The 12,777-nt window shown below is 60.0% G+C and carries 15 protein-coding genes and 1 other annotated feature; of the genes, 14 read left to right on the top strand and 1 reads right to left on the bottom strand.

Annotated elements, in window-relative coordinates:
- Nucleotides 1-111 precede the first annotated feature (111 nt).
- Genes puuD through F3J41_RS13535 form a run of 3 tightly spaced genes read left to right on the top strand, consistent with a single transcriptional unit; the run spans nucleotide 112 to nucleotide 2,732 of the window.
- Complete coding sequence (puuD, locus tag F3J41_RS13545; protein WP_166711531.1) at nucleotides 112-876, top strand: gamma-glutamyl-gamma-aminobutyrate hydrolase; 765 nt, start codon at nucleotides 112-114, stop codon at nucleotides 874-876.
- A complete protein-coding gene (gene puuR, locus F3J41_RS13540) occupies nucleotides 873-1,430 on the top strand; it encodes an HTH-type transcriptional regulator PuuR (protein WP_166711529.1) in 558 nt (185 codons plus the stop codon). The genes puuD and puuR overlap by 4 nt, the downstream gene beginning before the upstream one ends.
- Before the next feature lie 21 nt (nucleotides 1,431-1,451).
- Nucleotides 1,452-2,732 (top strand): FAD-binding oxidoreductase, encoded by a 1,281-nt coding sequence (locus tag F3J41_RS13535; protein ID WP_058771096.1) that lies wholly within the window; start codon nucleotides 1,452-1,454, stop codon nucleotides 2,730-2,732.
- A 254-nt stretch (nucleotides 2,733-2,986) separates the two neighbouring features.
- On the opposite strand, the gene F3J41_RS13530 is transcribed toward F3J41_RS13535, so the two are convergent.
- Entirely contained in the window at nucleotides 2,987-3,814 is an 828-nt protein-coding gene (locus F3J41_RS13530) for an SDR family oxidoreductase (protein WP_058757317.1), read from the bottom strand.
- Nucleotides 3,815-3,994: 180 nt separating this feature from the next.
- Between F3J41_RS13530 and hisL the strand changes: the two genes are divergently transcribed.
- The 11 genes from hisL (at nucleotide 3,995) to F3J41_RS13475 (ending at nucleotide 12,677) form a co-directional block, all read left to right on the top strand.
- Nucleotides 3,995-4,042, top strand: a complete 48-nt coding sequence (gene hisL / locus F3J41_RS13525; RefSeq protein ID WP_100396937.1) for a his operon leader peptide — start codon at nucleotides 3,995-3,997, stop codon at nucleotides 4,040-4,042.
- Nucleotides 4,018-4,139 (top strand) — a sequence feature (His leader region). (Overlaps the previous gene by 25 nt.)
- A 54-nt stretch (nucleotides 4,140-4,193) precedes the next feature.
- A complete protein-coding gene (gene hisG / locus F3J41_RS13520) occupies nucleotides 4,194-5,093 on the top strand; it encodes an ATP phosphoribosyltransferase (protein ID WP_031280070.1) in 900 nt (299 codons plus the stop codon).
- A gap of 3 nt (nucleotides 5,094-5,096) precedes the next feature.
- Entirely contained in the window at nucleotides 5,097-6,404 is a 1,308-nt protein-coding gene (gene hisD, locus F3J41_RS13515) for a histidinol dehydrogenase (RefSeq protein ID WP_058757315.1), read from the top strand.
- Nucleotides 6,401-7,477, top strand: a complete 1,077-nt coding sequence (gene hisC, locus F3J41_RS13510) for a histidinol-phosphate transaminase (RefSeq protein WP_166711527.1) — start codon at nucleotides 6,401-6,403, stop codon at nucleotides 7,475-7,477. Before hisD ends, hisC begins: the two co-directional genes overlap by 4 nt.
- Nucleotides 7,474-8,541: a bifunctional histidinol-phosphatase/imidazoleglycerol-phosphate dehydratase HisB gene (gene hisB, locus F3J41_RS13505; protein WP_021509354.1), complete on the top strand. Its 1,068-nt coding sequence runs from the start codon at nucleotides 7,474-7,476 to the stop codon at nucleotides 8,539-8,541. The genes hisC and hisB overlap by 4 nt, the downstream gene beginning before the upstream one ends.
- A complete protein-coding gene (gene hisH, locus F3J41_RS13500) occupies nucleotides 8,541-9,131 on the top strand; it encodes an imidazole glycerol phosphate synthase subunit HisH (protein ID WP_021509353.1) in 591 nt (196 codons plus the stop codon). The genes hisB and hisH overlap by 1 nt, the downstream gene beginning before the upstream one ends.
- The gene (gene hisA, locus F3J41_RS13495; RefSeq protein WP_166711525.1) at nucleotides 9,131-9,868 is read left to right on the top strand and encodes a 1-(5-phosphoribosyl)-5-[(5-phosphoribosylamino)methylideneamino]imidazole-4-carboxamide isomerase; all 738 of its coding nucleotides are present in this window, start codon (nucleotides 9,131-9,133) and stop codon (nucleotides 9,866-9,868) included. Before hisH ends, hisA begins: the two co-directional genes overlap by 1 nt.
- A complete protein-coding gene (hisF, locus tag F3J41_RS13490) occupies nucleotides 9,850-10,626 on the top strand; it encodes an imidazole glycerol phosphate synthase subunit HisF (RefSeq protein WP_021509351.1) in 777 nt (258 codons plus the stop codon). The genes hisA and hisF overlap by 19 nt, the downstream gene beginning before the upstream one ends.
- Nucleotides 10,620-11,231, top strand: a complete 612-nt coding sequence (gene hisIE, locus F3J41_RS13485) for a bifunctional phosphoribosyl-AMP cyclohydrolase/phosphoribosyl-ATP diphosphatase HisIE (RefSeq protein WP_021509350.1) — start codon at nucleotides 10,620-10,622, stop codon at nucleotides 11,229-11,231. Before hisF ends, hisIE begins: the two co-directional genes overlap by 7 nt.
- Nucleotides 11,232-11,336: 105 nt before the next feature.
- Nucleotides 11,337-11,813: a YbaK/prolyl-tRNA synthetase associated domain-containing protein gene (locus tag F3J41_RS13480; protein ID WP_072209928.1), complete on the top strand. Its 477-nt coding sequence runs from the start codon at nucleotides 11,337-11,339 to the stop codon at nucleotides 11,811-11,813.
- A gap of 66 nt (nucleotides 11,814-11,879) precedes the next feature.
- Nucleotides 11,880-12,677, top strand: coding sequence for an ABC transporter substrate-binding protein (locus tag F3J41_RS13475; RefSeq protein WP_058782016.1), 798 nt, complete (start codon nucleotides 11,880-11,882; stop codon nucleotides 12,675-12,677).
- Nucleotides 12,678-12,777 lie beyond the last annotated feature (100 nt).

Raw genomic sequence — 12,777 nt, 5'->3', positions numbered from 1 at the left:
AATTCTGTTTGAAGAACAACCAGACGGTTGCTAGATTGACAATATATTGCACACTTTTTCTACTTGGCGCGCAAAATCGGCGAAAATATTGAACAGCAGCGTGGAGACGTAATGGGCATTATTTTTGACAAGCCTTTGATTGGCGTAGTGATGTGCCAGAACCCCATCGGCAACCACGTTGGGCAGACCGTGCATAACAAATACCTCGACGCCGTGGTGCTCGCCGGTGGCGTGCCGCTGCCTTTACCGCATCAGCTGATGCACGCGCCGCAGCTATTAGAAAACAGTATGACGCTGCTGGACGGCATTTTGCTCACCGGCAGCCCAAGCAATATTGAACCCTGGCATTACGGTGAAGAGGGTCATGAGGCGCATGCCGATCCGTCGCGTGACCGCTTATCCTTTGCGCTTATCACCCACGCCAGCGGGAAAAAGATGCCAATGCTGGGCATCTGCCGCGGTTTGCAGGAGCTGGTGGTTGCCAACGGCGGCGCGCTGCATCGCCAGCTGCATCAGACGCATCTGTTTCAGGAGCACCGCGAAGATGACAGTCAGCCGCTGGAGCAGCAGTACGCGCCGGCGCATCTGGTGCAGCCCGAACCCGACGGCCTGCTGAGCCAGCTGCTGGGCAGTGCTGCTGCGTTCGCGGTCAATTCGCTGCACGGCCAGGGCATCCGCGAGCCTGGCCCGCAGTTACGCATTGAAGCCCGCGCGCCGGATGGCCTGATCGAAGCCGTCAGCCTGCGCCAGCATCCGTTTGCGCTGGCGGTGCAATGGCATCCGGAGTGGCAATCCGCTCGCGATCCGGTCTCGCGCCGTTTATTCGAGGCCTTTATCCACGCCGCAGCACGTTATCACAAGGAAAAGCAGCCATGAATGATGCCACTCTGGCGCCCGGACAACGCTTATCGCAAATCCGGCAGGAGTTGGGATTGTCTCAGCGTCGCGTCGCTGAGTTGTCAGGTTTAACACACAGCGCCATCAGTACCATTGAGCAGGATAAAGTCAGCCCGGCAGTCAGCACGTTACAAAAGCTACTCAAAGTGTATGGGCTGTCGCTGTCGGAGTTTTTCTCGGAGCCGAAAGTGAATGCCACGCCGCGCATCATCGTACGGCCGGATGATTGCGTTGAGATCGGCAGCCTCGGTGTTTCTTTACAGCTGATTGATAACGGTGCGGCGAAGCGCGCGCTGGCCATGCTGCTGGAGCGCTACGAGCCGGGGGCCAGCACCGGTGAAAAGCTGCGCCATCCCGGAGAAGAGACCGGCACGGTGCTGGAGGGGGAAATCACCCTGGTGGTGAACGGTCAGAGTTATCACCTTAACCGCGGCGAAAGCTACGTGATTGATACCGGTTTGCCGCACAGTTTTACCAATACGTCAGATCAGCCGTGTCGCATTGTCAGCGCGCATACGCCCGCCAATTTCTGAGTTCACGCGCTACAGGAGGTTATGATGCACCACGTGCAAAGTTATTACGCCGCGACCGCCAATGCGCACGCGCCGTGGCCGCAGCTGCAGGAGAGCATTCAGTGTGACGTCTGCATCATCGGCGGCGGGTTTACCGGGCTCTCTTCCGCGCTGTTTCTCACCGAAGCCGGTTACGATGTGGTGGTGCTGGAAGCGGCCCGCGTCGGCTTTGGCGCCAGCGGCCGCAACGGCGGCCAGGTGGTGAATTCTTACAGCCGCGATGTCGATGTCATTGAGCAGCGCTACGGCAAACAGACTGCGCAGATGCTGGGCAGCATGATGTTCGAAGGGGCGGAGATTATCCGCGACCGTATCGATCGTTACGCCATCGCCTGCGACTATCGTCCCGGCGGCATTTTCGCAGCCCTCAACCAGCGCCAGATGGGGCATCTGCGCAGCCAGCAGGCCAGCTGGGCACGTTACGGCAACAGCGATCTGGAGCTGCTGGACGAGCGCGGTATCCGCCGTGAAGTGGCCACCGACCGTTACGTCGGCGGCCTGCTGGACCGGCGCGGCGGTCATCTGCATCCGCTCAATCTGGCGTTAGGTGAAGCCGAGGCAATTCGCCGGCACGGCGGCCGTATTTATGAGCAGTCGGCGGCGCTGGCAGTGACCTACGGCGCACCCAACCGGGTCAAAACCGCGCAGGGTGAAGTCAGTGCCACCTTTGTGATTTTTGCCGGCAACGCCTATCTGCCATCGCAACTGGAACCGCGGCTGGGGCGCAAAAGCATGCCGTGCGGCTCGCAGATTGTCACCACTGAGCCGCTGAGCCGCGATCAGGCGCTGGGGCTGATGCCAAATAACCACTGTGTGGAAGATTGCAATTACCTGCTGGATTACTTCCGCCTGACTGCCGACAACCGCCTGCTGTACGGCGGCGGCGTGGTGTATGGGGCGCGCGAACCGGAAGACATCGAGGCGTTGATCCGGCCCAAGCTGCTGCGCACCTTTCCGCAGTTGCGCGACGTGAAGATCAGCCATCGCTGGAGCGGTAACTTCCTGCTCACGCTGTCGCGCATGCCGCAGTTTGGTCAGCTGGAGAAGAATGTGTTCTTTATGCAGGGCGATAGCGGACATGGCGTGACCTGCACGCACCTCTCCGGCAAGCTGATCGCCGAAGTGCTGCGCGGCCATGCAGAACGGTTTGATGCGTTTGCGAAGCTGCCGCACCTGCCGTTTCCCGGCGGAAGACGCTTTAAGGTGCCACTGACGGCGATGGGCGCGGCCTGGTATGCGTTAAGGGATCGGCTGGGGGTTTAGGTGGGTGCGGTTTGCTGCCCTCACCCCGGCCCTCTCCCACGGGGAGAGGGAGAAGGATGGTGCGTTCATCTGCATAGAGAGGGAGAATGACAGTGCGTTCATCTGTATGGAGAAGGAGAATGGCCGTGAGATCATCTGTCTGAGGTTAATGCTGCCGTTTGTCAAAGTGACGAAACCAGCGAAATAAACGCTAGGGCGGTTCCCTCTCCCGCGTGCGGGAGAGGGTTAGGGTGAGGGCAACCCCGCACCGCCCCCTACTCCAGCGGCATCTTCATCGGGTCATCGTAGCTGTACTCAAACCCCAGCTCGTGACAAATCTTCGAACCGTCAATCACCTTGCCGCTGGCGCGCACCGGCTCGGCAACAAACGTCGGTGGCACCAGGCCTAACTGCTTCGACACGCTCGGGTAGAAGCTGTCGCGTGATGGATGTTTCGGGGCGCACAGATTGTAAACGTGCCCGCCTTTTGGCGTTTGCAGCAGCAGCACAATCGCGTCGACCACATCATCAAGATGCACCAGGTTCACCGCGTGCGCGCCGTTTTCCAGGTTGGTTTTACCGGCGAGGAAACGCCCCGGATGGCGGTTCGGGCCGACCAGGCCGGCGAGACGCACGATATCTACGCTGGTGCCCGGCAGGTCATGCAGCCAGTTTTCCAGCTCTACCAGCGTTTTGCCTGCCACCGTCTCGGGCTGCAGCGCACTGCTCTCTTTTCTCACGCCGTCGCCGCTGCCGTATACCGAGGTAGAGCTGGTAAAGATGATGCGCGGCACTTTATTCGCCAGCGCGGTATCGACCACGTTCTGCACCGCCTGCATGTAATCTTCGCCGCCCTGCACGGTGCGGCTGGCGGGCAGCGTCACCACCAGCGCATCCACCGCCATCAGCGCGGCCAAATCGTCTGCTTCACACTCCAGCTCCGGTGACAGCACCAGCTGAAACGCATCAATACCACAGCGGCGCGCCGCATCGACGCCGTCCGGTGAGGTTTTGCTGCCGGTCACCTGCCAGCCGCGCGCTGACAGCGCCATCGCCAGCGGCATTCCCAGCCATCCCAGACCTACAATCGCGACCTTTTTCATATCGACTCCTGCTCTCCCGCGCTAAGACACCCCATCTTAGTGCCAGCGCGTCAGCCAGACCAGCGCAAACTGTTGCCGAAGGTTGCGAAAACTGACGTTAAAAAAGGGTTGCCAAGCGCCGCCATCTTCGTTAGGTTAATCAGCACGCAAATGAATACTCATTCAGCAACGGAATTTTTTATGACACGCGTTCAGTTCAACCACCATCATCACCATCACCCTGACTAGTCTTTCAGGCGATGTGTGCTGGAAGACGTTTAGGATCTTCCAGTGGTGCGAGCGCAAAGAGAGCCCCCGGAAGATCATCTTCCGGGGGTTTTTTTATGGGCGAACGCAACCCGATACGCTTCAGACAGGATTGAATAAGAGGACAGGAACCATGTTAGATAACACCCGTTTACGCATAGCTATGCAGAAATCTGGCCGTTTGAGTGATGAATCACGCGAACTGCTGGCACGCTGCGGTATTAAAATTAACCTTCAGCAGCAGCGTCTGATTGCGTTTGCGGAGAACATGCCGATCGACATCCTGCGCGTGCGCGATGACGATATCCCTGGCCTGGTGATGGATGGCGTGGTCGACCTCGGTATCGTTGGCGAAAACGTGCTGGAAGAGGAGCTGCTGACGCGCCGCGCGCAGGGCGAAGACCCGCGCTACTTTACGCTGCGCCGCCTCGATTTCGGCGGTTGCCGCCTGTCACTGGCAATGCCAGTCGATGCCGAGTACACCGGTCCGCAATGCCTGAATAATGCCCGTATCGCCACCTCTTACCCGCACCTGCTGAAGAAATACCTCGATAAACAAGGCATCGCGTTTAAATCCTGCCTGCTGAACGGCTCCGTTGAAGTGGCACCGCGCGCCGGTCTGGCCGATGCCATTTGTGACCTGGTGTCCACCGGCGCCACGCTGGAAGCTAACGGCCTGCGTGAAGTTGAAGTGATCTACCGCTCTAAAGCGGTGCTGATCCAGCGCGACGGCGAACTGCCAGCGGCGAAACAGCAGCTGGTAGATACGCTGATGACGCGTATCCAGGGCGTGATTAAAGCGCGTGAATCCAAATACATCATGCTGCACGCGCCGAGCGAGCGGCTGGAAGAAGTTATCGCCCTGCTGCCGGGTGCCGAGCGCCCTACCGTGCTGCCGCTGGCCGGTGAAGTGAGCCGCGTGGCGATGCACATGGTGAGCAGCGAAACACTGTTCTGGGAAACCATGGAAAAACTGAAGGCGCTGGGCGCCAGTTCGATCCTCGTGCTGCCAATTGAAAAAATGCTGGAGTAACCGATGAGCGCAATCATGCAACCTATCGACTGGCAGGCGTGCAGTGCCGAACAGCAGCAGGCGCTGCTGCAGCGTCCGGCAATCTCGGCATCGGCCAGCATCAGCGCCACCGTGCAGGACGTGCTGGTGCAGGTTAAACAGCAGGGCGACGCGGCACTGCGGGCGTTCAGCGCGCGCTTCGACAAAGCCCAGGTGGAGAATCTGCGCGTGTCCGCCGCTGAGATGCAGGCTGCCGGCGAGCGGCTGAGCGACAACTTAAAACAGGCGATGGCAGACGCCATGGCGAATATCGAAACCTTCCACAATGCGCAGATTCTGCCGCCGGTGGACGTGGAAACCCAGCCGGGCGTGCGCTGCCAGCAGATCACCCGTCCGGTGAAGTCGGTCGGGCTGTACATTCCCGGCGGCTCCGCGCCGCTGTTCTCCACCGTGCTGATGCTGGCAACGCCGGCACGCATTGCCGGCTGCGGCCGCGTGGTGCTGTGCTCGCCGCCGCCAATTGCCGATGAAATTCTCTACGCGGCGCAGCTATGCGGCGTGCAGGAAGTGTTTCAGGTCGGCGGCGCGCAGGCGATTGCTGCCCTCGCCTTCGGCACAGAAAGCGTGCCGAAAGTAGACAAGATTTTTGGCCCGGGCAACGCGTACGTGACCGAAGCAAAACGCCAGGTCAGCCAGCGTCTCGACGGCGCAGCGATCGACATGCCTGCCGGTCCGTCTGAAGTGCTGGTGATTGCCGACGAAGGCGCGACGCCGGCGTTTGTCGCCTCAGATTTGCTGTCGCAGGCCGAACACGGTCCGGATTCCCAGGTGATCCTGCTGACGCCTTCACTACAGCTGGCAGAAGGCGTGGCGCTGGCGGTTGAACAACAGCTGGCGCAGCTGCCGCGTGCCGCTACGGCCCGTCAGGCGCTGGAGAGCAGCCGCCTGATCGTAGCGCAGGATCTGGCGCAGTGCGTGGAAATCTCCAATCAGTACGGCCCGGAGCACCTGATTATCCAGACGCGCCAGCCGCGCGCGCTGGTTGAGGAGATCACCAGCGCCGGTTCGGTATTCCTCGGCGACTGGTCGCCGGAATCCGCCGGTGATTATGCCTCCGGCACCAATCACGTGCTGCCGACCTATGGCTACACCGCGACCTGCTCCAGCCTTGGGCTGGCCGATTTCCAGAAACGCATGACGGTACAGGAGCTGACGCCGCAGGGCTTCCTCAACCTCGCCGCCACCATTGAAACCCTCGCCGCCGCGGAACAGCTGGACGCGCACAAAAATGCCGTGACCCTGCGCGTCGCCGCCCTGAAGGAGCAAGCATGAGCAACAACGTTGAAGATTTAGCCCGCGCCAACGTGCGCGCGCTGACGCCCTATCAGTCTGCTCGTCGCCTCGGTGGCAACGGTGACGTATGGCTGAATGCGAACGAATTTCCGCTGCCGGTGCCGTTTGAGCTATCGCAGCAGACGCTGAACCGCTATCCGGAGTGCCAGCCCAAATTAGTCATTTCGCGCTACGCCGCCTATGCCGGCGTTCAGCCGGAGCAGGTGCTGGTGAGCCGCGGGGCGGATGAAGGGATTGAGCTGCTGATGCGCGCCTTCTGCGAACCGGGCAAAGACGCCATTCTGTTTTGTCCGCCAACTTACGGCATGTACAGCGTCAGCGCCGAAACCATCGGTATTGAGTACCGCACGGTGCCGGCACTGGACAACTGGCAGCTCAACCTGCCCGCCATCGCGGACCAGCTGGACGGCGTGAAAGTGGTGTACATGTGCAGCCCGAATAACCCGACCGGCAATCTGATTGATCAGGATGACATCCGCCAGCTGCTGGCGATGACCGCCGGCAAAGCGCTGGTGGTGGCCGACGAAGCCTATATTGAGTTCTGCCCGCAAGCAACGCTGGCCGGCTGGCTGCAGGAGTTCCCGCACCTGGTGATTCTGCGTACGTTGTCGAAAGCCTTTGCGCTGGCTGGCCTGCGCTGCGGCTTTACGCTGGCCAACAAGCCGGTGATCGGTCTGCTGCTGAAGGTGATTGCACCTTACCCGCTGGCGACGCCGGTGGCCGACGTGGCGGCGCAGGCGCTGAGCGAGCAAGGCATCGCGCTGATGCGTCAGCACGCGCAGCAGCTTAACGACAACCGCGCCTGGCTGTGCGAACAGCTGCCGCAGCTGAGCGTAGTGCAGCAGGTCTTCCCGAGCGAAACCAACTATATTCTGGCGCGCTTCACCGACTCGCCAAAAGTGTTTAAAACGCTGTGGGATCAGGGCATTATTCTGCGCGACCAAAACAAAAACCCTGGCCTGGCGGGATGTCTGCGCATCTCCATCGGCACCCGTGAAGAGTGCGAGCGCCTGATCGCCGCGCTGCAAGCCTTATCTGTGGAGCAAGCATGAGTCAGAAGATCCTTTTTATCGACCGCGATGGCACCCTCATCTCTGAGCCGCCGACGGATTTTCAGGTGGACCGTATGGAGAAGCTGGCGTTTGAGAAGAACGCCATCCCGGCCCTGCTGGCGCTGCAGGAAGCGGGTTATCAGCTGGTGATGATCACCAACCAGGACGGCCTCGGCACTGAACGTTTCCCGCAGGCCGATTTTGACGGCCCGCACAACCTGATGATGCAGATCCTGCGCTCACAGGGCGTGAACTTCAGCGACATCCTGATCTGCCCGCATCTGCCAGAAGAGAACTGCGACTGCCGCAAGCCAAAGACCAAAATGGTCGAAGCCTGGCTGGCCGACGGGGCGCTGGATACCGCCAACAGCTATGTGATTGGCGACCGTCTGACCGACATCCAGCTGGCGCAGAACATGGGCATTCAGGGCCTGCGCTACGGTGCGGAAGGCGAAGACTGGGACGCGATTCAGGCGCGCCTGACCAAACGCGATCGTCACGCGCTGGTGAACCGCAACACCAAAGAGACACAGATTAAAGTGGAAGTGTGGCTGGATCGCGAAGGCGGCAGCAAAATCAACACCGGCGTCGGCTTCTTTGATCACATGCTGGATCAGATCGCCGTGCACGGCGGCTTCCGCATGAACATCGAGGTGAAAGGTGACCTGTATATCGACGATCACCACACGGTAGAAGACACCGGCCTGGCGCTGGGCGAAGCGCTGCTGAAGGCGCTGGGCGACAAGCGCGGCATCGGCCGCTTCGGCTTCGTGCTGCCAATGGATGAGTGCCTGGCGCGCTGTGCGCTGGATATCTCCGGCCGTCCGCACCTCGAATACAAAGCCGAGTTCAGCTATCAGCGCGTTGGCGACCTGAGCACCGAAATGGTCGAGCACTTCTTCCGCTCGCTGTCGTACGCCATGATGAGCACGCTGCACCTGAAAACCAAAGGCCGCAACGATCATCACCGCGTGGAAAGCCTGTTCAAAGCCTTTGGCCGCACGCTGCGTCAGGCGATTCGCGTTGAGGGCAACACCCTGCCGAGCTCGAAAGGAGTGCTGTAATGAACGTGGTGATTCTTGATACCGGCTGCGCCAACCTCTCTTCGGTTAAGTGGGCGATTGAACGCCTCGGCTACACGCCCGCAGTGAGCCGCGATCCGGACGTGGTACTGCGCGCCGACAAACTGTTTCTGCCCGGCGTCGGTACTGCGCGGGCGGCGATGGACCAGCTGCAGGAGCGCGATCTGATCGAGCTGGTGAAAGCCTGCACTCAGCCGGTGCTCGGCATCTGTCTCGGTATGCAACTGCTCGGACGCGGCAGCGATGAGAACGGCGGCGTCAGCACGCTGGGCATCGTTGATGAGCCGGTATCGCTGATGGATACCCAGGGTTTACCGCTGCCGCATATGGGCTGGAACCAGATCACCGCGCAGGCCGGCAATCACCTGTTCCGCAACATTCCGGACGGCAGCTACTTCTACTTTGTGCACAGCTACGCCATGCCGGTGAATGCCGCCACCATCGCCCAGTGCGACTATGGCCTGCCATTCACCGCTGCCCTGCAGAAAGATAACTTCTTCGGCGTGCAGTTCCACCCGGAGCGCTCGGGTAAAGCCGGCGCGCAGCTGCTGAAAAACTTCCTGGAGATGTGATGATTATCCCCGCATTAGATTTGATCGACGGCAAAGTGGTGCGCCTGCATCAGGGCGACTACGGCCAGCAGCGCGATTACGGCAACGATCCCCTGCCGCGCCTGCAGGATTATGAACGCCAGGGCGCGGAAGTGTTACATCTGGTGGATTTGACCGGGGCGAAAGATCCGGCAAAGCGCCAGATCCCGCTGCTAACCGCGCTTTTACGCGGCGTCAGCGTGCCGGTGCAGGTTGGCGGCGGTATTCGTCATCGTGACGATGTGGCCGCCCTGCTGGCAGCCGGCGCCACGCGCGTGGTGGTTGGCTCCACCGCAGTCAAGCAGCCGGAAGAAGTGAAAAGCTGGTTCAGCGAATTCGGTGCCGACGCCATTGTGCTGGCGCTTGACGTGCGCATTGACGCCAGCAATCGCAAAGAAGTGGCGATCAGCGGCTGGCAGGAAGCGGCAGGCGTGACGCTGGAAGAGGTGATTGGCTGGTACCAGCCGGTGGGCCTGAAACATGTGCTGTGCACCGATATTTCGCGCGACGGCACGCTGAGCGGTTCCAATGTGGCGCTGTATCAGGAAGTAACCCAGGCGTTTCCGGACATCGCGTTCCAGTCTTCCGGCGGCATCGGTTCACTGGACGATATCGCTGCCCTGCGCGGCAGCGGTGCACAGGGTGTGATTGTCGGTCGCGCCCTGCTGGAAGATAAATTTACGGTAGCGGAGGCAATTGCATGCTGGCAAAACGGATAATCCCCTGTCTGGACGTGCGTGACGGGCAAGTAGTGAAAGGCGTGCAGTTCCGCAACCACGAAATCATTGGCGACATCGTTCCGCTGGCGCAGCGCTATGCCCAGGAAGGCGCTGACGAACTGGTGTTTTACGATATCACCGCCTCTTCCGACGGCCGCGTGGTAGATAAAAGCTGGGTATCGCGCGTGGCGGAAGTGATCGATATTCCGTTCTGCGTCGCCGGGGGCATTAAAACCCCGGAAGATGCGGCGCGCATTCTGCAGTTTGGCGCAGATAAGATCTCCATCAACTCACCCGCGCTGGCCGATCCGACGCTGATTACCCGGCTGGCGGACCGCTTCGGCGTGCAGTGCATCGTGGTCGGCATCGATACCTGGTTTGATGAAGCCAGCGGCAAGTATCACGTCAATCAGTATACCGGCGACGAAGCGCGCACCCGCGTCACCCAATGGGAAACGCTGGACTGGGTAGAGGAAGTGCAGAAGCTGGGCGCCGGCGAGATCGTACTGAATATGATGAACCAGGACGGCGTGCGTAACGGCTACGACCTGGTGCAGCTGAAGAAGGTGCGTGACGTGTGTAAGGTGCCGCTGATCGCTTCCGGCGGTGCAGGAACCATGGCGCACTTCCTCGAAGCCTTCGAGCAGGCAAACGTCGACGGCGCGCTGGCGGCTTCGGTGTTTCACAAACAAATTATCAATATCGGCGAGTTGAAAAACTTCCTGATCGACAACGGTGTGGAGATTCGCGCGTGTTAACTGCAGAACAACTGGCCAGACTGGACTGGGCCAAAACCGCGGGCATGATGCCCGTCATCGTCCAGCACAACGTCTCCGGCGAAGTGCTGATGCACGGTTATATGAACGAGGACGCGCTGCACAAGACGCTGGCCGACGGCAACGTCACCTTCTTCTCCCGCACCAAAAACCGTTTATGGACCAAAGGCGAAACGTCGGGCCACTTCCTCAAAGTGGTCAGCATCACGCCGGATTGCGATAACGACACACTGCTGGTGCTGGCCAATCCGATTGGCCCCACCTGCCATCTCGGTACCTCGAGCTGCTTTTCGCCTGCCGCACCGGACTGGACGTTCCTGTATCAGCTGGAGCAGCTGCTGGCCTCGCGTAAAAGCGCCGATCCGGCCAGCTCCTATACGGCGAAGCTGTACGCCAGCGGCACCAAGCGCATTGCACAGAAGGTGGGAGAAGAAGGTGTTGAGACCGCGCTGGCCGCTACCGTCAATGACCGCCACGAACTGACTAACGAAGCCTCCGACCTGCTGTACCATCTGCTGGTGCTGCTGCAGGATCAGGAGCTGGACCTCAGCACCATCATCAACAACCTGCGCGCACGCCATAAGTAACGATTGTGCGCCATGCTGCTTAAAACGGGCTTTCTGGCTCGATTTTGAGCAGCATACTTCGCAAAAGAGTGCGATCAATTGCGCTTCATCAGAATGGAAACCCCCATGACCACGCATGAAAAACTGCTGGCCCTGCTCGATCAGCATAACGCCCGTTACCGACTCATGGAGCATGAAGCGACCGGAAAGTGTGAAGCCGTGGCCGCGATTCGTGGCACGGAAGTGGGACAAGGTGCCAAAGCGCTGGTGTGTCACGTCAAGGGCAACGGCATCAAACAGCATGTGCTGGCGGTGCTGCCAGCCGACCAGCAGGCTGACCTGAGTAAAGTGGCAGCCGCCGTGGGTGGCCGTCGCGCCTCGCTGGCCTCGCCGGCTGAGGTGGATGCGCTGACCGGCTGCGTGTTTGGCGCGATTCCGCCGTTTAGCTTTCATGCGGATTTACAGCTGGTGGTCGACCCGCTGCTGTTCGAGCGCTACGACGAAATTGCCTTTAACGCCGGGCTGCTGGAGAAGTCGGTGGTACTGCAGGTGGAGGATTACCGCGCACTGCATAATGGTAACGTGATGAAAATAATACTCTAATTGCCATACACCACGCTGAGCGGTACTCTCGATGACTTATCATCACGACAAAAGAAGACCGCAACTATGGCAAGTTCCCGTTTTACCGCCCGTCTGCGCCAGACGCTGGCACTGGCTGTGCTGGCAGGCTGCGCGTTCGGCGCTCAGGCAAAAATCGATCAGGTGCGTTTCGCCGTTGATCCTACCTATCCCCCTTTTGAATCCAAAACGCCGCAGGGCAAGCTGGTCGGGTTTGACATCGACCTTGGCAATGCGCTGTGCGCGCAGATGCAGGCCAAATGCGTGTGGGTCGAGAGCCAGTTCGACGGCATGATCCCGGCGCTGAAGGCGCGTAAGTTTGACGCCATTCTGTCGGATATGGGTATCACCGAAGAGCGTCTGAAGCAGATCGACTTCACCGTGCCGCTGTATGACACCCACACCCAGCTGATTGCGCGTAAAGGCTCCGGCCTGCTGCCCACTGCGGAATCGCTGAAAGGCAAAACCGTGGGCGTGGAACAGGGCACCGTGCAGGAGCGCTACGCGCTGGCAAAATGGCAGCCGCACGGCGTGAACGTGGTGCCGTATGGCGATCAGGCACAGGTTGAGAGTGACCTGATTTCCGGACGCCTTGACGTGGTGTTCACCGATGCCGCACAGGCCGCAAATGGCTTCCTGAAGCATCCGCAGGGCAAAGATTTCGAGCTGGCTGGCCCGATTGTGCAGGATCCGATTATCGGCCCCGGCACCGCCATCGGCCTGCGCAAAGGCGACACCGAATTAAAAACCGCGCTGGACAATGCCTTCGCGGAAATCAAAAAGAACGGTACCTTTGATACCTTGCAGAAGAAGTATTTTGCGACGGATATCTCTATTAAGCCGTGATCGATGGGGCGGCGCATTTGCCGCCCTTTTTCCAGCAGAACTATAATTCCCTTCATCAATTTCATGCGGCGCGGCCACGAGCGTGCCCCAGACACAGGAC

This window comes from Pantoea sp. Ap-870 (genome assembly GCF_011752515.1).
Taxonomy (GTDB): Bacteria; Pseudomonadota; Gammaproteobacteria; order Enterobacterales; family Enterobacteriaceae; genus Pantoea; species Pantoea dispersa.
This window is presented reverse-complemented; position numbering and strand designations above follow the sequence as displayed.